The following is an 18,853-nucleotide window of genomic DNA, read 5'->3' as shown; positions in this document are numbered from 1 at the left end:
ACATACTTTCTGAAAGAGAGGTATAAGTATGGGTAGCAATGCTATATTTGTTATCATATTTATCATTTTCTGCGCCTTCCTGCTGAGCGCGGGCCTGATCAGCAAGCGGTGGGTCAAGGAGTCCTCCGACTTCGTGCTGGCCGGCCGTGAGATCTCCACCCCCATCAACACCGTAGGCGTATGCGCCATCGGCTTCGCCGGCACCACCGTCACCCTGGCCCCCGGCTTTACCATCCAGTACGGTCTGGTCGGCGGTCTCGCCTGGGGCTGCATCTACGCGGTGTGCGGCCTGCTGATTTTCGGCCTGCTGTACGCCAACTTCATCCGCCGCAGCGGCGCCCAGACTCTGCCCGAGTTCCTGGAGATGCGCTATGACGGCCACACCCGTTCCGTGGTAGCCATCACCTCCGTCATCGGCATGTGCGGCATCATGGCCAACAACGTGGTGTCCAGCGTGGACAACATCGCTGCCTTCACCGGCTGGAACCGTCTGGCCATCACCGCCATCATCTTCGCCGTCATCATCGTGTTTACCTTCGTTTCCGGCCTGTGGGCCACCACCATCACCGACCTGTTCCAGGTGCTCATCGGCGTGATCGTGGTCCCCGCCACCTTCTTCATCCTGGCCGGCAAGTTCGGCTGGCTGGACGCCATCACCGCCAACTGGGCCGCTGGTGATTTTATGAGCCAGGGCTTCGTGGGCGCTCTGCCCGGCATGAAGTTCACCTACCCCTCTATCTTTAACTTCATTGTCTGCTTTGCTGTGGCCCTGGTTTGGGGCAACAACTACTACTGGATGAAGGTTGCCAACTGCCGCAGCGAGAAGGTTGCCCGCAACTCCTTCGTGGCTGCCGCCATCATCCTGATCGTGGTGTTCATCATCCCCTTGTGCTTCATCGGCGGCTACATGGGCGCCTTCTACCCCGACAAGCTGACTCTCAACGGCGGCACTGTGCTGCCCACCGGCACCTACGGCTTCATCGCCAGCACCTTTATCTCCCTGTTCGGCTCCCTGGTGGTCATCAGCGCCGTGGCTGCTTCCATCTCCACCGCTTCCACCTCCGCTCTGGGCGCTTCCGCTGTTGCCAACCGCGACATCTATCAGCGCCTCATCAACCCCAAGGCTGACGCCAAGACCAGCCTGAAGATGTCCAAGATCATCATGCTCCTCATCGGTGTGGTGACCTTCGTGCTCTGCCAGTTCCCCGGCGGCCCCACCTACCTGTTCGCCTTCGCCAACTGCTGGCTGGTGCCCCCCGCCATCCTGCTGGGCCTGGGCGCTGTGTGGCCCAAGTTCAATAGCCGCGGCGCTCTGTGGGGCGCTGTGTGCGGCATGATCACCATGGCCGTGTTCACTGTGCTCCAGCTCACCGGCATCTTTGACGTGGGCAAGTACGTCTACCTGGCCACTCTGGGCCTGGTTGTCACCCTGGTTGTGGCTGTTATCGCCTCCCTCACCGGCAAGCCCAAGTACTTCGGCCAGGCCAACTGGGAGCGCGTGCCCACTGCCACCAACCGTAAGGACGTGAAGCTGGGCGACATGGAGAAGCAGATCCTGGAGATGCTGCGCATCGGCCACTGCTACATGTCCGACCTGACCGACGCCCTGGGCGTGGACTCCAAGACCTCCGGCGCCGCTATCGAGAATCTGGACCTGGGCGGCTACATCGTCCGCGCCGGTCTGAGCGGCTCCAAGTTCTACACCTTCTCCATCACTGAGAAGGGCCTGGCTGCTCTGCCCGCCCTGTCCGGCACCGAGGCCGAGATGGCCAAGGAGGGCCTGAGCCCCCTGTACGTCCAGCTGCTGAAGGTGGTCCAGGAGACCCCCGAGAAGCAGGCTGATTTCGTGCAGAGAAACGGCATCAAGTCCATGCGGATGTCCGCCATCTGCTCTCACCTGACCCGTCAGGGCTATGTGATTGAGGGCGGCCTGTTCAAGCGGAAGCTCCGCGTCACCGAGAAGGGCGCCGCTGCCATCCGTAAGTACGCCTGATCCCTTTTGTACAAACCATAAGCAATCCAACGGCGGAGCGGGTACCCCGCTTCGCCGTTGTGCTTAGAGAGGAGTTTTTCCGTGTTCCAGGAAGAATACCGCCGCAAGCGCACCACTGCGGACGAGGAGGCCGCCCGGGTCAAGTCGGGCGACACCCTCTACCTGGCCGGCGGGCCTCTGCTGGCCACTGACTTCGCCGCCGCCCTCCACCGCCGGGCGGGAGAGCTGCGGCAGGTGCGGCTGCTCCATTACCTGCCCCTGGAGCCGGTGGCCCTGCTCACCGACCCGGCCTGCCGGGAGTCTTTCCATGTGCAGTCCCTGTTTTACAGCAAGCCCCAGCAGCTCTCCGACGCGCTGGGCATCTGCTCCTTCGTCCCCAACCACCTGCGCAACGCCTCCCGAGACTGGACATATGCGGTGCCGGAATACGACTGCATGGTGCTCACCGTCTCTCCCATGGACAAGCACGGCTGGTTCTCTCTGGCGGGCTGCGCCTGCCTGGAGCAGGAGCTGATCCCCCGGACAAAGCGGCTGGTGCTGGAGGTGGCCTCTCACGCCCCCCGGGTCTTCGGAGACACCGCCATCCACATCTCTCAGGTTGACGCCATTCTGGAGTCCGACCGCTACCCCGCCGCCCTCTTCTCCAAGGAGCCGGACGACGTGGACCGGCAGCTGGGCAAGGTGGTGGCCGACCTGGTGCAGGACGGGGATACCATCCAGCTGGGCTTCGGCAGCACCATCAATGCCCTGGCCGCTGAGCTGAAAAACAAGCGCCACCTGGGCATCCATACCGAGTCTCTGTCGGACGCCGGCATGGAGCTGCTCCTCAGCGGAGTAGCGGACAACACCCGCAAGACCCTCCACACCTTTCAGACCGTCACCTGCTTCTCCATGGGCAGCCACGCCCTGTACGACTTTATCGACGACAACCCCTCCATCCTGCACAAGGCACTGCGCTACACCAACGACCTGAACGTACTGGCCGCCAACCGGGCCATGACTTCCATCAACGCCGCCCTGCAGATCGACCTGACGGGCCAGTGTGCCTCGGAGGCGGTGGGTACCCGGCAGATCTCGGGCAGCGGCGGCCAGGTGGACACCGTAGTGGGGGCGCAGATGGCCCCGGAGGGGAAGTCCATCATCACCCTGCGCTCCACCTACACGGTAAAGGACAAGGTCACCGGGGAGGAGAAGCTCCAGTCCCGCATCCTGCCCGTACTGCCCAAGGGCAGCGTGGTCACCCTCACCCGCACCAACACTCACTTCGTCGCTACCGAGTACGGCGCGGTGTGCCTGCGGGGACTGACGGTGACCGATCGGGCCAAGGCCCTGATCTCCATTGCCCATCCCCAGTTCCGTCCCTGGCTGGAGGAGGAATTCCAGCGACTGTATCAGACCCATTGAATTTTATAGAATGAGGTGTATGAACATGAGTATGAACAAGACCATCATCACCGTAGCCACCACCGGTGCCTGGCCCACCAAGGAGAACAACCCCAACGTGCCTATGACCCCCGCCGAGATCGCCGAGGACGTGTACGCCTGCTGGAAGGCCGGCGCTTCCATCGCCCACCTGCACATGCGCGATGATGCTGGCAAGGGCACCATGGACAAGAACAAGTTCCGTGAGACCGTGGAGCTGCTGCGCACCAACCACCCCGACTGCGACATCATCCTGAACATGACCACCTCCGGCGCCCTCACCGCCAACGACGATGAGCGGATGGTCCACCTGCAGGAGCTGCGTCCCGAGCTGGGCACCTACGACTGCGGCTCCATGAACTGGCTGCACACCGGCCTGTTCCTCAATCCCCCCTCTTTCCTGGAGAAGCTGGGCAAGAACATGCAGGAGTGGGGCATCAAGCCCGAGATCGAGGCCTTTGATCCCGGCATGATCGCCAACGCCGCCTACTACCTGAAGAAGGGCGTGCTGAAGGCTCCCCTCCACTTCCAGTTCTGCATGGGCTGCGCCAACGGCATCCCCGGCTCCATGAAGAACCTGATCTTCATGAAGGAGACCATGGAGTCCCTGTGCCCCGGCTCCACCTGGAGCTGCTTCGGCGTGGGCCACTCCGCCATGGAGATGCTGTACGGCGCCGTGGCTCTGGGCGGCCACATCCGCGTGGGCATGGAGGACAACGTCATGTACTCCAAGGGCGTGCTGGCTGAGAGCAACGTCCAGTTCGTGGAGCGTGCCCGCCGCGTGATCGAGGAGTACGGCAAGCAGGTCGCCACTCCCGACGAGGCCCGGGAGATCCTCAGCCTGAAGAAGTAAGATCCCCTCTCTCCCTATATAGAAAGCCGCCCCCCGGAGCAATCCGGGGGGCGGCTTCTTCATCCAGTTATGGTTTAATTGTCTCCTTCTGCCGGCGGTTCACCGCAAAAATACCCACACACACCAGGACCAGCGCCGCCAGGGTACGCAGAGAAAAGGCCTGCTCCGCCTCTCCCAGGAAGGCTGCCGAGAGCAGGACCCCGAACACCGGGGTCAGGAAGGTGTAAATGGTCACACTGCTCACCGGGTTATATTGCAGCAGGACACCCCACAGAGAATAGGCCACCGCCGAGATCAGGCCCATATACAGCATCAGCGCCCAGCCCCAGGCCTGGGTGGGCAGCCCAACCCGTCCGCCGGTAAGCAGACCCACCAGGATCATGATGCTTCCGCCCAGCACAAACTGCCATCCGCTGAGCATCACCACATCGAACCGGCTGGAAAAGCGCTTGACCAAAATACTGGACAGGGCGTAGGACATCTGGGAAAACAGCACGAATCCTTCTCCCAGCAGAGACACCTGAAACAGGCTCTCCCCTGCCATGCCGGACAGGTTCATGATCACAATGCCGCCAAAACCCGCTACGCAGCCCAGCACCTTTGCGCCGGTGAGCTTTTCATAGCGGAAGAGCAGGCTGGCCATCAGAATGGAGAAAAAGCCGCCGGTCCCGGAGAGGATGGTGCCATGGACGCCGCTGGTGTGGGCCAGGCCCACATAAAACAGCAGGTATTGCACCACAGTTTGAGCCATGGACAGGGCAAAAATGCTGGGCAGCGCCTCCCGCTCGGGCTTTAGAAAGCGCCTGCGCAGCAGGCTCTGGAACATCACCACCAGCAGCCCCGCCAGCAAAAACCGGATACCGGCAAACAAAATGATGCTGCTGGTGTCCCCTCCGTCGATCTGAAATATCTGGTAGCCGATCTTGATAGCCGGCGTAGCGCTGCCCCACAAAAAGCAGCACACCATGGCTGCCAGAAAGACCGCTTTTTTGTCGCTGAGCTTTGCCTTCATATCCTCCGGTGTCCTCTCTCTGCCTCAATTGGGCCCGTTCTTCATCCTGTCTGCCGAACCCGCGCGTTATCCATCAGTCTAACATACCGCTGTTTTTCCTGCAACTGTATCCCGTTTCTCCTCCTGAGCAGACACCTTTTGTTCCTTTATCCATATTATTCCTATATGAATTGACAAACTGAAAAATCCCGTGTATACTCTCTCCTGCCCCTTCGGGGGGAAATCTGAAAACTGGACTGAATTTGACATGAAACGAACCGCACTTCTTCTCTTATCTGCCATTTTCTGTGCTCTGGTCTTTGTGGGCGGCCCGGTCCGGGCAGCGGACGCCGTCCCCATTGATGAGGCGCATTTTCCCGACCCGCTGTTCCGCCAGTGGCTGCTGAACGAAGCCAATCTGAACGGCGTGGGAGCGGACGGGCTCCTCACCCCGGAGGAGATCGAGGGGATCACCGAGATCCATGTTCCCAGTATGGGGCTCACCTCTCTGAAAGGAATCGAAGTTTTTCCCCGGCTGATCCGCCTGGTGTGCCGGAATAACCTGCTCACCGAGCTGGATATGAGCGGAAACCCGGAGCTAATCTCACTGCTGTGCGACGGCAACCGGCTCACCGAGCTGGACCTGTCCCACAATCCCAAGCTGACCACCCTCAACTGTGAGCTCAACTATCTGACCCGCCTGGATCTGACGGGGTGTACCGAACTGGATTGGCTATACTGCCGGCACAACAAGCTGGAGCAGCTGGATCTCTCCACCAACACCAAGCTGGTCTTTATTGAGACTTTTGATAACAAGCTCACCAGCATCGATATCAGCGGCCTTACTTCTCTGGAATTCCTGCACATCGACCACAACCGGCTCACCGAGCTGGACCTGAGCCATAACACCGCACTGGTCAACAGCGGCAGCGGCTTTGTGGTGCGCAACAACTATATCCAAAAGATCATTCTGCCGGACCACAAAAATCTGACCGTGCAAATGGACGTATACGCCGAGCAGAACCCCATGGAGGGGTATGCCAAAACGGAGTGGTATCTGGACCCCGAGTTTACCCAGCAGATCCAAGGGGATATCCAGGCCAAGGGACAGACCCTTTACGCCAAGTGGCTCCCCAATCCCTACACCATTTACTTTGACTCCAATGGCGGCACAGGGAGCATCGCCCCCATCTCTACGGTGTACGACGCCTCCGTGGTCCTTCCCGACAGCGGACTGACCCGGAAGGGCTACACCTTCCAGGGGTGGAAGGGCTATGTGGGCGGCAGGTACCAGCTGTATGCTCCCGGTGAAACGGTCCAAAATCTCACCGGCAAGTGGGATTACCAGGATTCCATTACGCTCCAGGCCCAGTGGGAGCCCTATCAGGCCAGGCTGGACGCCAACGGAGGCCGTTTCTCCGATGGCCAAGAGGCCATGCTGGTGGCTGCCACGGGCGGAGCTTCTGCTGTCCGGCTCCCCGGCAGCGGCGAACTTCACCGGGATGGGATGGAACTGCTGGCCTGGTCTGCTTCGCCTCAGGCAGAGCTCTCCCAGACCACACCCTTCTACCTCCCAGAGAGCGAGCCCGTTCTGGCCCAGGGCAGCGACCTCTACGCCCAGTGGTATGACGGCGGGCCGCTGGTGATCTACCACAGCCCCGACGGCACCGTGCGGCTGCAGAGCGGCACCGAGCCCTCCCTCACCCTTTACGGCGGGGAGACTTTTCTGGAGAACGGGCGTCCTGTTCGGATGTGGAACACCCAGCCGGACGGAAATGGGACCGACTATCTGCCCGGCGCTGGGCTGGACGCCACCGCATTGGAGGACGGCGTTCTCCATCTCTACCCCCTCTGGTCCTACCCCACCCGTACCCAGCTGACACTGACGGAGAACAGCTACCCCTACACAGGCCAGCCGGTGGCACTGCTGGCTCAGGCTACGGTAACCTGCGGCGGCCTGCCGGTGGAAGGTGCCCCGGTGACCTATCGCTGGTATCTGGCCTCTGATCCTCAGACGCCCCTGCCCGAAGCCCCCACAAAGGCCGGTTCCTATCTGGTAGAGGCGGTGTTTGCGGGAAACCCGGCTTTGGAGCAGCTGGCCAGCAGCAGCCAAGCCCTTCCTGTTACCATCACCCAGGGCAGGGCGGAGCTCTCCTTTGACGGTCCCCAGTCCTTCCTCTGGACTGGAGAGGCTCCATCGGTCCGTCCCCCTGTTCTGACCCTCAACGGCCAGCCCTGGCAGGCGGAGATCAGCTGGTCCTACCGGACCGGTGATGCCGGAGCGTGGACCGACGGCCTACCCAAGGCTCCCGGGGACTATCAGCTCCGGGCGGAGCTGGCGGCAACCACCGACTACACCGCTGCCTCCGCTGAGACCACCCTGCGCATCTTCTGCTTCCAGCTTACGGACGGCGTGGTATCCGGGAGCGCCCCGGTGGAGCTTCCAGGCGGTCAGGGAGACTGCCGGATCATTGCCGCCCTCTACGACAGGGACAGCGGTCAGATGCTGGACGTCAAGGTGGAGATACACAGTCTGAGCGAAGGGGCCGTAGTCCTGAAGGACCTGCGGCTGGACGCCCGGGACAAAGACGACCTGCTGGTCAAGATCTTCGTCGTGGGTCCGTCCCTGGAAGGACTGCTTCCCGCCCCCCAGCTCCATTCGGTCACACTGCCTTAACAGAAACAGAGCCCCGGTCCCTTCCCGGACCGGGGCTCTGTCTATCTTATGGGACCATCTGACCCATCCAGGTCAGGAAGGCGTCTGTCTGATCCGGTTCTATGCTCAGGCGCTGACCGGCCGGAGCGCTCAGCGTCTCTTCCTGGTGCTCGGCCAGCGGCGCCCAGGTGCCGCCCTCCAGCAGGAAGAGCTTGCAGGTCTCCCCTTCCGTTCCATTCAGATCCAGGGTCACCACATTGGCTCCCTTGGACAGAACCACATCCATTGTCGCCGCGTCCTTCATCTTTTCTCCGTCATAAAGGGCTGCCACACATATCACCCGGCCGTCCTTGGGTGCGGAGATCAGCACATCCACACTTCCAGCCTGCCCGCCTGCCGCGGGGGTAAAGCCATCCAGAGCGAAGATGTAGCGGTCGGTGGGGGTGTTGTCCACCACATTGATCTGGAACTCCACCTGACAGCCGGCGCCGAATTCCGCCGTCAGGGTCTGGGTGCCCACGCCCAGGGTCATCAAAAAGTCCTTGCGGATAGTCAGGGTCTGCACGTTGGACTGGGAGTCATATTCTCCCAGCTCATACTGGTCCTCCGTCAGGCCCTGGACTCCTTCCAGCACATTGCCGCTGCGGTCAAAGGTGACGGTCACATCCTGGCATCCCTCGGAGAAGGCCGCCCGGTCAAAGGTGGGGGCGTTTCCGTCCCAGGTGGGATAAAACACCTTCAGCACCGGATAACCGCTGTTTTCCCCCTCCACAAAGCCCCAGGTCTTGCTAAAGTCCCAGCCGGAGAAGGAAGAGGCCTGTTTCATCTGGGCACTGGTGAGGGAGGTCGTCCCCTTGATATTGAAGCTGCTTCCCGAGCTGTTCAGATAATAGCACTGATTGATAGTACCATAACTGACGATGAGGGCAATCGGTGTACGGGTAAAGTTACCTGCGCCATAGCTTCCGGTAAAATAGCACTGCTGTACCACATCGCCGGAATACAGCTGGCTGATGATACCACCGCAAACGCTTGTCTCGCCAGAGCCCATCTCACCCGTAGCGTAGCAGGACTGGATAGTTGTGCTGCCTTTGCTGGCGCCAACAATGCCGCCGGAGTAGCCTCGGTCCCCGCATTTCACATCTGCAGTACTGAAGCACTGGATCACATAGCCGCCGCCGCTGTATCCCAGGATGCCGCCAGCGGTCACATATATGGTATCCTCACCCACGTAGGTCACCGGCCCGGAACTGCGGCAGGCTACCACCTGCAGGTTTCTGCCGGTGGAGCTGCCGATGATACCGCCGATTCTGCCGTCAAAGACCGGGCTGGAAACCTGGGCCTGACTGGAGCAGAATCCGATCTGACAGACATCGGAAGCCACCGCCATGCCTACAATGCCGCCGGCGGAGCCGCTCTCGGCAGTAACGGTGACCGTCACATTGTCCAGCGTGCAGCAGTCTACCAGACCGCAGTCGGTGATGCAGCCAGCCACAGCACCTACTACTCCGCCTTGGAAGGTAGAGTCTTTGATATCCAGGCAGGCAATGGTGGCATCCTCCGCCGCGCCGAACAGGCCAACAGGATCATTTCCTGTCCCTTTGACATACAGGCCGCTGATGGTATGGCAGTTGCCGTTATAGCTGCCGCGGAAGGGTGCAGTCTCGCTCCCGATGGGGGTCCAGGGGTTTTCCGCCGAGCCACGCAGCTCCAGGTCGTTCACCTGGAGGATCTCCTTACCAGCAAAGTCATAGCCGTAATTCACCATGGCAGCCAGGTGTTCCAGATGGCCCACAGTAGCCACCAGGAAAGGATCCTCCGCAGTGCCGCTGCCGCCGCCGAACCCGGCGGCCACGTCGTTTTCCTCCATAACCAGAATGCGGAAGGTGCCCACAGCACCGCCCTTGGCCGCCTTAGCGGTGATCACCGTCGCACCCGTCTGATGGGCGGTGACCAGGCCGGTATCCGATACCGAGGCTACCTCGGGCGCGGAACTGGTGAGGGTGTACGCCTGGTCGGCAGTGGCCGACGGCTCCAGAGACACGGAAAGCTGCAGGGTCTCACCCGGGGTCAGATAGCCCTTCTCAGCGGTGATCACCACCTCCATGGCCTGCTTGGTCTGCCAGCGGAGGATCGGGAAGCCCTCGTTTGCATAGGGTGTAATAATCCAGGTGTAGTCGAAATCCCAATACTTCTCGTCATAGGAGCTCTGTTTTTTCAGCTGCTCAGTGGTCAGCATGCCATAACCAGCGCCCTGACCGCCTATCGGGAAGAGGGTCTTATCGCAGTTGGAGTAGCACGTACCATAGCTGCTGCCGTTATAGGCCCCTAAAAGGCTGCCCACATACATGTTGTCGCCTTTGGCACCTCCGGCGGCATAGCAGCTGGTGAAGTCGGAGCTGGAAGGATATCCCGTCAAGCCGCCGATATAGTAAGTGCCTTCCACGTCACCGGTGGCATAGCATTTGCTGTATTCGCTGTAGCTGTCGCCGCCTACCAGTCCGCCAACATCACTGCCGCCGCTAGTCACGTCGCCGGTGGCGCCGCACAGAGTCACTGTGGCATGATCGCCCGTTCCCAACAGTCCGCCAGCACCCCTGCCGCTGCTGGTAATAGTGGCGGAGCTGAAGCAGCGGGCCATAGTAATAGTTCCCTCAGAGGTATATCCGGTACCAAAGGCCCCCGCCAATCCGCCTACCGCGCTGGATCCAGACACGGTACCACTGGTCTGACAATCCGAAATGTAGCCGCTTCTGATATAGCCGCCCAAAATGCCTGTATCGGCGTTTCCGTATATGACCGCATCCTGGATTGTGAGTTCCGTGATTTTTGCTATCTCAGTCTTGTCTGCATTTTGGACCATGCCGAACAGGCCCGCGCAGCTGGAGTTATACGGTGTATCCGCGCTGCCTACAGTGAGGCCCGTGATTATGTGGCCGTTCCCATAGAACCGACCGGAGAACGGCTGTGTGTAACTTCCGATTGGGGTCCACTGGTGGCCGCTCAGGTCCAGATCGGCCATCAGATGCACGTCTGTGTTGGTCAGGGTATTCCCCTCGTTGACCATCTGAGCCAGCCCCGCCAGCTGTTCGGCCGAGTGAATGTAGTAGGCTCCCTCGGAGAAGACCGGCTCCTCCGCCGTTCCGTCCCAGGTATCGGCCGCGCCGGAGGCGGCGGGGGCAAAATTGATCTGAATGGTACAGTCGCTGGAGGGGCTGACGGTAAACACATCACCGCTGCGCACCACCGTAGCTTCGCCGCTGAGTACCGTGGCGGCGGGCACGGCGTAGCCGTAGCCCGCGGCGGGAGAGGCGGTGATGGTCACGTCGTAGCAGGAGACAGTGCCCATGGACTCATCATTGCTGACGGCAGTCACCTTGTAGGGGCTGGTGGGGTCATAATCCGCCGCCGTAGTGGGGGGCACCACCATCTCTCCGTCCTTAAAGCCCACATAAATCAGCCGGGAGTCGGCCCCCGTGGGCACGGTGAAGCTCTGGCCGTTCTTGGTCCGCACGAACAACCGTCCGCCGCCCTCGATGCTGCGGCCGCTGCCGGTATAAAACTTGGGGGACGCCTCGGAGCAGACGTCCGTCATGCTGTAAATGCCGCTGGGCTCCTGGAGGGCCACTGCCAGCTGGAAGGCCAGGTTCAGCTTGGACAGGGAAATCTTCTGCTCGTCATAGGAGAGAAGATTTTCAATAGACGAGCCGTAAGTCAGCTGGCTGTCGATGGCCTGCTGTACGTCTTCGGGGATCACACTGTACAGGGCATCGGCATCGGTGAGGCTGTTGGCAGGCGCGGAACGCCAGTAATCATGAATGCCGTGGAACACCTGCTCCCCGCACTGCTTTTTCAGGTACTCGGAAAAGAGCAGAGCCTGACCGTAGACGCCGATATCTCCCGAGCTGGTGGTAAAGTCATACAGGGACTGACCGCCGGAGATCAGGCCGGAGCCGTTGTAGTTCCGGGATATGTAGCCCAGCTCGGTCATCTCGCCGGGGTAGATCCACTCCTCAGCCGCCGCGGCCATGGACTCGTTAAGCCAGGTGCCCATCAGAGTCAGACTGGTGCGCCCATTGCCCAACAGAGTGGAGGACATGCAGATCAGATGCTGATACTCATGGGCAATGGTCACCAGGCCGGTGGACTGATACCGCCCGGCACTGCAGTGGAAGGAGTTGACATGAATGATGGGCATGCTGTTGTTATACAGCTGGGCGTTGCTGCTGCCCATCTCGGCGGCGGTAAGCAGCTCTATGGGGCGGAAAAAGCCGCACAGGCCGGTGGAATACATGGGGTAGATCAGGATGTTCAGCTTGTCTCCATCCTGGATATACCGGGCCGTACCAAAGGCCTCCGTGTCTCCGGGATAGATGATCTGGTCAAATTCCCGTCCCATGGCCTCCGCGATATCCGCATCGTCATAGAAGGCTCCCCACACCCGGCAGTAGGTGCCGGAATACAGGCAGGTGAACTCGGTGTACTGATACTTATAGGTAGCCTCCGGCTGGACAAAAAAGTCTCTGGTGTCACCCACACCGTAGTCCGTGGCCTGAAGGCTCAGGGAATCGTCCTTCGGCACGTCGGACAGGTCGATGCCTTCCAGTTCCTCATAAAGTTCCCCCTGGTCCAGGAAGAAGTAGTCCTCCTCCCCATCGGACACGTAGTTGAAGTTGCCCTCCAGGGTGTTGATCTGTCCCACCAGACTGCCGGTGGACATGGTGCTGCTGCTGTCCACAGCGGGATTGTAGATCATCATGGTATCCACACCCACAAAGGTGGTCTGCTGGCCCAGGGCCGCGGCTGCCGGCGCCATTTGGAGCAGCAGACACAGCGACACCAACAGCGCTGTCAGGCATCCGTATTTCTTCTTTTTCATTTTTTCTCCCCCTATTTCAGGCCCATTGGGTTGTTAAGCACAGTATAGAATATTCTCCTGCGCAAAACAATAAGCTGGCTGCATAGGGTTTTCTTGGCAGGCAAGTATAGCCAGCCACGCCTGTTGCTTTAGGTTGTAATATCTTAACTCAACATACTCGATTCCTCTGCCTGCTCCCAGCTTTCTGTCTCATAAGCATCATGGCTCACATGGACGTGCAGACCGCAGGTATTGGTCCGGCGGCCGAGGCACCTCAGAGACACTGCCTTCCCGCACAGCTCCCTCGGGGATATGGCGGAACCGATACTCCAGCCTGACAGATGGGAGCCTCATCGCTGTCGGCGTCGCCCTTCTCCCAAAGCCGTCCTCCACAATAACAGTTCATTACCCCCCCTGTTAAACGGTTCGCCCATAAGTATAAGCCTTATGAACCCAACAGCAAGATGCTCTATTGACTGCATATCATAGTCAGCAAGGTATTTTAAGAACCTGCCATGGCCTGTTCTGCAGCGGCTTAGTAACCATATTAAAAAATGAGTGATACCCGGCTTTTACCGAGTATCACTCATTTTGTTTATTTGCGTTTTCCCGTCTCTGGCAATTTAGTATCCGTAAAGCATGGAACGCTTGATATCGGAAAGGCTGTGGGCTCCGCACATCGCCATTACATCTGCCAGTTCTGTCTGAAGCTTTGCAACATAGGCGGAAATACCCTCTTCCGCACCTCCGTAAACCATGGTAACAAAGGGACGAGCAATAAGCACCGCGTCAGCACCCAGCGCCAGAGCCTTGAACATATCCATACCAGTGCGGATACCACCATCCACGAAGATCTTCATCCTACCAGCTACCGCATCTGCGATAGCCGGCAGCACTTCCGCAGTGGCAGGACACTGGTCGAGCACCCGGCCACCATGGTTAGACACCACAATACCGGCGGCACCGGCATCCAATGCCTTTTGTGCTCCGGCTACGGTCATAATACCCTTGAGAATAAAGGGTCTGCCGGCCATCTCCACAATTTCCCGCAGCTGCTCGACAGTTTTGCTGCCGGCCGGAGGAGTCAGGCCCTTCAGAAAGGGCAGGCCCGCCGCGTCGATATCCATAGCAATAGCGTAGGGGTTTGCAGCCTTTACCAGTTCCATTTTCTGCTGAATGGTTTCCTGATTCCAGGGCTTAATAGTGGGCACACCACAGCCTCCGCTCTTTTTCAGAGCATCTGCTGCCGCTTCCATTACAGCAGGGTTAGTGCCGTCACCGGCAAAGGCAACGATTCCTGACTTGGCGCAGCCGGGAATCAACACGTTATTGTAGGCGAGGTCGTCATACTTGTCGCCGTAATGCAGGGTTACCGCGCCCACGGGGCCAGCCAGCAGCGGAAGGGCCAGCTGATGGCCGAAAAAGTCGAAATGAGTATCCACCTCGCCATTTTCGCAGATGGTATCCATATTGACGCATAGCTCCTGCCATTTCTGGTAATTGCGAATAGCTCCGGTTCCCAACCCCTTGGCGCCGGGGCCGGGAATGGTATTCTTGCAGGCCAGTCCGTTGCAGACTGGGCAGGCGTGGCATTTGCCCATACAGCTCTTGGCCTGAGCCAGAACTTCCTGATAAGTCATTTTGCTACCTCCGTTTTTTATGGGGGACAAAGCTGAAACGGTTCAAATGTTGTTGGACAGCAGGGACTCGTGTCGGCGGAATCTTTTGCTGCCGTCACGAGTCCCTTGCTCCTATAAAATATTACCTTTACATATCAGCCGCAGCCGTGTCCGGACTTGGACTTATTTCCCGTGATTTTCCAGCGCGCTCTTCAGCTGATCCAGCGCCTTCTCCAGGATGCATCGAGGACAGGAGAGTCCAAAGCGCAGGAAACCAGCGCCGCCGGTGCCGAACCAAGTACCCATATCTACGCCGATATGGGCCTCGTGGGCAATGAAGTGCTCAATCTCCTCCGTGCTCATGCCGGTACCTCGGAAATCCACCCAAGTAAGATAGGTCGCTTCCAGCTCTGTCACCTTCAACTGAGGCAGGTTCTCACGAATGTACTCGTTGAAATACTGCTTATTGGAGTCAATGTAGTCACACAGAGCATCTACATACTCCTCGCACTCGTTGTAGGCCGTCTCCAATGCCACCGGGCCAAACCAGTTCATGTTGAAGATTCGGTTGGCGTTGAGCTGCGCCTCATAGGCTGCGCGGATCTTATCATTAGGAATAATGGTATAGGCAGTCTGGAGACCGGCCAGATTGAAGGTCTTGCTGGGCGCATAGTTGGTAATGGTGTTCTGACGGATCTTCTCAGACAGGGTACACATAGCGGTGTGATGATAACCCTTCATCATCAGATCCGCGTGGATTTCGTCAGAAACCACGATCACGCCATTATCTGCACAGATATTGCCCACCCGTTCCAGCTCTTCCGGTGTCCAGCAGCGGCCCACAGGGTTGTGGGGGTTGGAGATAATCATCAGCTTATTGCGGGGATCTCTGGCCTTGACTTCCAGATCCTCGTAATCCATGACATAGCTGCCGTTTTCTTTCTGTACCAGGGTATTCTCCACCATGGTGCGCTGATTGTTCTTGATCTCATCCATGAATGGATAGTAAACAGGTGTCTGAACAATGATACCATCACCGGGCTGGGTAAATGCCTGAATGGCCAGCGTAAAGCCGGGGATCACGCCAGGGGTAAAGATGATCCACTCCTTCTTCGGCTCCCAGTGATACCGCCGGGAAACCCAGCTCATAATCGCTTCATAGAAACTATCAGGTTTCACGCAGTAACCATAAATGCCCTCCTGCGCCTTCCGGGTCACAGCTTCCACAATCTTGGGGTGGCACTTGAAGTCCATGTCAGCGATCCACATGGGCACCATTTCCACAGAGGGATCTACGCCGAACTTTGCGTTACAGCCGTCCCACTTGATGCTGCGGGTGCCGCGGCGCTCCACATACTGATCAAAGAATTCCCTGGTAATCATGACTGTCGCTCTCCTTACAGATAAAGACTCTCGCTGGAATGAGTAAAGAATTCCACACCGGTTTCTGTCACGAGGAAGGTGTCCTCAATGTTGTAGCTGTGGTTCTTGCTGCTGTAATAGGGCATCTCCAGGCAGAACACCATACCGGGCTGGAACTCCCGGGTCTCTGCGGCGGCAATGAAGGGCGCCTCCTCGGTGAACCGATTGCAGCCGATAGAGTGGCCGTGATGGCCGCGCTTGAAATTGGGAATGTATTGTTTGATGGTGGCCTGTACCGCATTAAACACGTCACACATCCGCACGCCCGGCCCCAGCATATCCATCGCACAGTGGTTGCCTTTCCAGAGGATCTCGTAGATTTCCTCCCGACGCTTGTCGGTCTTATTACCCAGAACGAAGGTGCGCGCCAGATCCGCGCCGTAACCGCAGTAGATTGGACCGCCATCCAGCCGGACAATATCGCCCACCTTCAGTCGGTCGTGACGGGGCACAATAGCGGGGGCAAAGTTGGCTGCAACAGTGTGAGCCTGCAGAATATCCTGTACATCGGAGGACTGCATCTGGCAGTTCATCTTGAACAGCCGCATTACATCCGCCTCGGTCATACCGGGGACGACCTCGCGGGCGGTCTTGTTCATGGCTACCTCGCTGATTTCAGCGGCCCGACGCAGAACACTGATCTCCCAGGGGGTCTTGATCATCCGGGATTCAATCAGTGTCTCGCTGCAATCCACCAGATGATCGCCGGGGAACTGACTCTGCAGAAAGTCCCACTTGGAGTGAGAAATCTTTTCACTCTCCACACCTACCTTTGCGTCAGGGCAGGTGGACTTGATGACGTCAGCAGCCCAGCGGAAGGTTCGGTTCAGGTCGGGCTGAGCAGGCTTGTCCTCGGCATCATCCTTGGCATAGTCCTCAATGTAGATCCACATGGGATAGGCCATGATTTCGATATCCTTGCAGCTGGAAACGGCAGTCTGTTTTTCAAACTCGCTGCAGATTACCGTGACTTTGCCGGTCTTGGGTACCACAGCTGCAGTCAAGCCGATGTTATTGGACTGATACAGGAACTGGCTGGCAAAGCCGCTGGCGTAGAAAATAGCCTCGGGGCTGGTGAGAATCATGGCATCCAGCCCGCTCTTTTCCATGCAAAGCTGGAGCCGGTTCTGGATTGCTTTCTGATCACGCAATTCTAACATGAAAGATTCCTCCTTGCGTTATGATTGGTTCCGTCGTTATCCGCCGGCCAGGTTGGGCAGGAACATAATCAGGTCCGGGCAATAGGTAATTACCAGCAGGCTGGCCAGGTTTACCGCCAGGAAGGGCCAAACGCCAGGCAGCATCTCCACCATGTCCTGCTTGGTAATACCGCTGGTAACAAACAGGTTCATGCCGAAGGGAGGAGTATACATGCCGATAGCCAGGTTGGAAATCATGATCAGGCACAGGTGAACAGGGTTGATACCCATAGCGGTGGCCATGGGGAACACCAGAGGAGCCACGATCAGGATGGACGCGGAGCCATCCATGAACATGCCGAAGATCAGAAGGATGATGTTGACGATCAGCAGGAAGAGCACCTTGCTGGTCACGTCACCCAGCAGCACGTTGGTCAGAGTAGTGGAGAGGTTGCTTACAGTCAGGATCCAGCCAAGAATCGTGGCGGAGGACATCAGCACCAGAACCTGAGCGGTACCCACGGCAGAGTCCACCAGAACCTTCCACAGATCCTTGAGGGTCATTTCCTTATAGATAAACAGGCCCACGATCATTGCATACACTGCGGAAACAGCAGCAGCGTCGGTGGGGGTGCAGATGCCGGAGTAGATACCGCCCAGAATAATCACGGGCACCATCAGTGCGGCAAAGGCCTTTTTGGTAGCTCTCCACAGTTCAGCAAGGCTGGAGCGCTTGTCACGGGGCAGATTCAGCTTTCTGGAGTAGAAATAGATGTAAATCAGGCTGGACAGGCCAAACAGCACGCCAGCTGTTATACCGGCAATAAAGCACTTGCCGACGGAAGCGCCGGTGACGGTGCAGTAGATGATAATGGTGATGCTGGGGGGGATGATCAACGCGACAGAGCCTGAGGATGCCAGCAGACCGCCGATAAATTTCTTGGGATATTTGCGCTCCACCAGATCAGGATACATTAGCTTGCCGATGGCGATGATGGTGGCCGGGCTGGAGCCGGACAGAGCGCCAAAGAACATGCTGGCCAGCTCGGTAGCCATAGCGATACCGCCACAGACGTGGCCCACCAGAGCGCGGCACCAGTCCAGCAGGCGCTTGGACAGGCCACCGGTGGCCATTAAATTAGCGGACAGGATAAAAAACGGAAGCGCCATCAGGGAGAAGGAATCAATACCTCCTACCAGACGCTGAATGACGATCATGGGGTCCATGTTGGAACCGAACAGCAGGGCGGTAAAACCGGAAAGGCCCAGTGCAACGGTAATCGGTGCGCTGATGACAAAAAGCACCAGCAGGCAAATCAATAAGACAGGTACCATCTGAACGTTCCCTCCCTTTTATTCCTCAATTTTGTAAATACCGACAACCTCTTGCAGGAACAACTCGATCAGATGGATAATGACCAGAGCGCCGCCGATGGGCACGGAAACGTACACCAGCCATATCGGCCATCCCAGAGCCGCGGTTTTTTGCCCGGAAGCCATGGTGAATGCAGTGTATCTGGCGCCATAATACAGCAGGAAGCCCGCAAAAATGGCGGAAACGATCAAAACAATAGCGGCGATAACTTTCTGGAAAGTATCGCTCTTGACTCTGCGGATCACGTCTACGCCGTAGTGAGCCCCCCGCCGGAAGCACACGCCGCTTCCGATAAAGGTGATCCAGATAACCAGATAGCGAACAGCCTCTTCGGACCAGGCAGGCGCATGGCCGATACGGCGGCCCACCACGCTGATCATGATAACAATAACAGCCGCCGCCAAAAAGATGCCGATAAGGCACTTTTCGGCTTTGACTAGTCCCTTCATGATTTTTGACATAAGTCCTCTCCTTTCTCCTACGATTCCGGGGCCGCATTAGTGCAGCCCCGGAATCGCCTGTCAG

Annotated in this window: 11 protein-coding genes; 4 read left to right on the top strand and 7 right to left on the bottom strand. The window is 58.4% G+C overall.

Going from position 1 to position 18,853, the window contains the following annotated elements:
• Positions 1 to 28 precede the first annotated feature (28 nt).
• The 3 genes from ACTNB1_RS03170 (at position 29) to ACTNB1_RS03160 (ending at position 4,268) form a co-directional block, all read left to right on the top strand.
• The gene (locus tag ACTNB1_RS03170; protein WP_441167832.1) at positions 29 to 1,993 is read left to right on the top strand and encodes a sodium:solute symporter family protein; all 1,965 of its coding nucleotides are present in this window, start codon (positions 29 to 31) and stop codon (positions 1,991 to 1,993) included.
• A gap of 81 nt (positions 1,994 to 2,074) precedes the next feature.
• A complete protein-coding gene (locus ACTNB1_RS03165) occupies positions 2,075 to 3,397 on the top strand; it encodes an acetyl-CoA hydrolase/transferase family protein (protein ID WP_441167831.1) in 1,323 nt (440 codons plus the stop codon).
• 25 nt (positions 3,398 to 3,422) lie between these two features.
• A complete protein-coding gene (locus ACTNB1_RS03160) occupies positions 3,423 to 4,268 on the top strand; it encodes a 3-keto-5-aminohexanoate cleavage protein (RefSeq protein WP_441167830.1) in 846 nt (281 codons plus the stop codon).
• 67 nt (positions 4,269 to 4,335) lie between these two features.
• Here ACTNB1_RS03160 and ACTNB1_RS03155 read toward each other — a convergent pair whose 3' ends face one another.
• Positions 4,336 to 5,280 (bottom strand): DMT family transporter, encoded by a 945-nt coding sequence (locus ACTNB1_RS03155; protein WP_441167829.1) that lies wholly within the window; start codon positions 5,278 to 5,280, stop codon positions 4,336 to 4,338.
• Between the two features lie 247 nt (positions 5,281 to 5,527).
• On the opposite strand from ACTNB1_RS03155, the gene ACTNB1_RS03150 reads away from it, so the two are divergent.
• A complete protein-coding gene (locus ACTNB1_RS03150; protein ID WP_441167828.1) occupies positions 5,528 to 7,936 on the top strand; it encodes an InlB B-repeat-containing protein in 2,409 nt (802 codons plus the stop codon).
• Positions 7,937 to 7,982: 46 nt separating this feature from the next.
• On the opposite strand, the gene ACTNB1_RS03145 is transcribed toward ACTNB1_RS03150, so the two are convergent.
• From ACTNB1_RS03145 to ACTNB1_RS03120, 6 genes are all read right to left on the bottom strand, one after another.
• Positions 7,983 to 12,794, bottom strand: coding sequence for an Ig-like domain-containing protein (locus tag ACTNB1_RS03145; RefSeq protein ID WP_441167827.1), 4,812 nt, complete (start codon positions 12,792 to 12,794; stop codon positions 7,983 to 7,985).
• Between the two features lie 602 nt (positions 12,795 to 13,396).
• Positions 13,397 to 14,413: an alpha-hydroxy-acid oxidizing protein gene (locus ACTNB1_RS03140; RefSeq protein ID WP_441167826.1), complete on the bottom strand. Its 1,017-nt coding sequence runs from the start codon at positions 14,411 to 14,413 to the stop codon at positions 13,397 to 13,399.
• A gap of 162 nt (positions 14,414 to 14,575) precedes the next feature.
• Positions 14,576 to 15,775: a MalY/PatB family protein gene (locus tag ACTNB1_RS03135; protein ID WP_441167825.1), complete on the bottom strand. Its 1,200-nt coding sequence runs from the start codon at positions 15,773 to 15,775 to the stop codon at positions 14,576 to 14,578.
• A 14-nt stretch (positions 15,776 to 15,789) separates the two neighbouring features.
• Positions 15,790 to 16,974, bottom strand: coding sequence for a M24 family metallopeptidase (locus ACTNB1_RS03130; protein WP_441167824.1), 1,185 nt, complete (start codon positions 16,972 to 16,974; stop codon positions 15,790 to 15,792).
• A 36-nt stretch (positions 16,975 to 17,010) separates the two neighbouring features.
• On the bottom strand, positions 17,011 to 18,288 hold the full coding sequence (locus ACTNB1_RS03125; RefSeq protein ID WP_441167823.1) for a TRAP transporter large permease: 1,278 nt from the start codon (positions 18,286 to 18,288) through the stop codon (positions 17,011 to 17,013).
• An 18-nt stretch (positions 18,289 to 18,306) separates the two neighbouring features.
• Complete coding sequence (locus tag ACTNB1_RS03120) at positions 18,307 to 18,789, bottom strand: TRAP transporter small permease (RefSeq protein ID WP_441167822.1); 483 nt, start codon at positions 18,787 to 18,789, stop codon at positions 18,307 to 18,309.
• Positions 18,790 to 18,853: the final 64 nt, after the last annotated feature.

The sequence above is a fragment of the Flavonifractor sp. HCP28S3_F3 genome (genome assembly GCF_052065355.1).
In the GTDB taxonomy this organism is placed as follows: Bacteria; Bacillota; Clostridia; order Oscillospirales; family Oscillospiraceae; genus Flavonifractor.
The sequence above is the reverse complement of the archived record's forward strand: the minus strand, read 5'-3'. Positions and strand labels throughout refer to the sequence as shown.

What these genes read in the sequence shown, in the direction of transcription:
- ACTNB1_RS03170 (WP_441167832.1), top strand. Translation starts at nt 29, where the DNA reads ATGGGTAGCAATGCTATATTTGTTATCATATTTATCATTTTCTGCGCC.
- ACTNB1_RS03160 (WP_441167830.1), top strand. Translation starts at nt 3,423, where the DNA reads ATGAGTATGAACAAGACCATCATCACCGTAGCCACCACCGGTGCCTGG.
- ACTNB1_RS03155 (WP_441167829.1), bottom strand. Translation starts at nt 5,280, where the DNA reads ATGAAGGCAAAGCTCAGCGACAAAAAAGCGGTCTTTCTGGCAGCCATG.
- ACTNB1_RS03150 (WP_441167828.1), top strand. Translation starts at nt 5,528, where the DNA reads ATGAAACGAACCGCACTTCTTCTCTTATCTGCCATTTTCTGTGCTCTG.
- ACTNB1_RS03145 (WP_441167827.1), bottom strand. Translation starts at nt 12,794, where the DNA reads ATGAAAAAGAAGAAATACGGATGCCTGACAGCGCTGTTGGTGTCGCTG.
- ACTNB1_RS03140 (WP_441167826.1), bottom strand. Translation starts at nt 14,413, where the DNA reads ATGACTTATCAGGAAGTTCTGGCTCAGGCCAAGAGCTGTATGGGCAAA.
- ACTNB1_RS03135 (WP_441167825.1), bottom strand. Translation starts at nt 15,775, where the DNA reads ATGATTACCAGGGAATTCTTTGATCAGTATGTGGAGCGCCGCGGCACC.
- ACTNB1_RS03130 (WP_441167824.1), bottom strand. Translation starts at nt 16,974, where the DNA reads ATGTTAGAATTGCGTGATCAGAAAGCAATCCAGAACCGGCTCCAGCTT.
- ACTNB1_RS03125 (WP_441167823.1), bottom strand. Translation starts at nt 18,288, where the DNA reads ATGGTACCTGTCTTATTGATTTGCCTGCTGGTGCTTTTTGTCATCAGC.
- ACTNB1_RS03120 (WP_441167822.1), bottom strand. Translation starts at nt 18,789, where the DNA reads ATGTCAAAAATCATGAAGGGACTAGTCAAAGCCGAAAAGTGCCTTATC.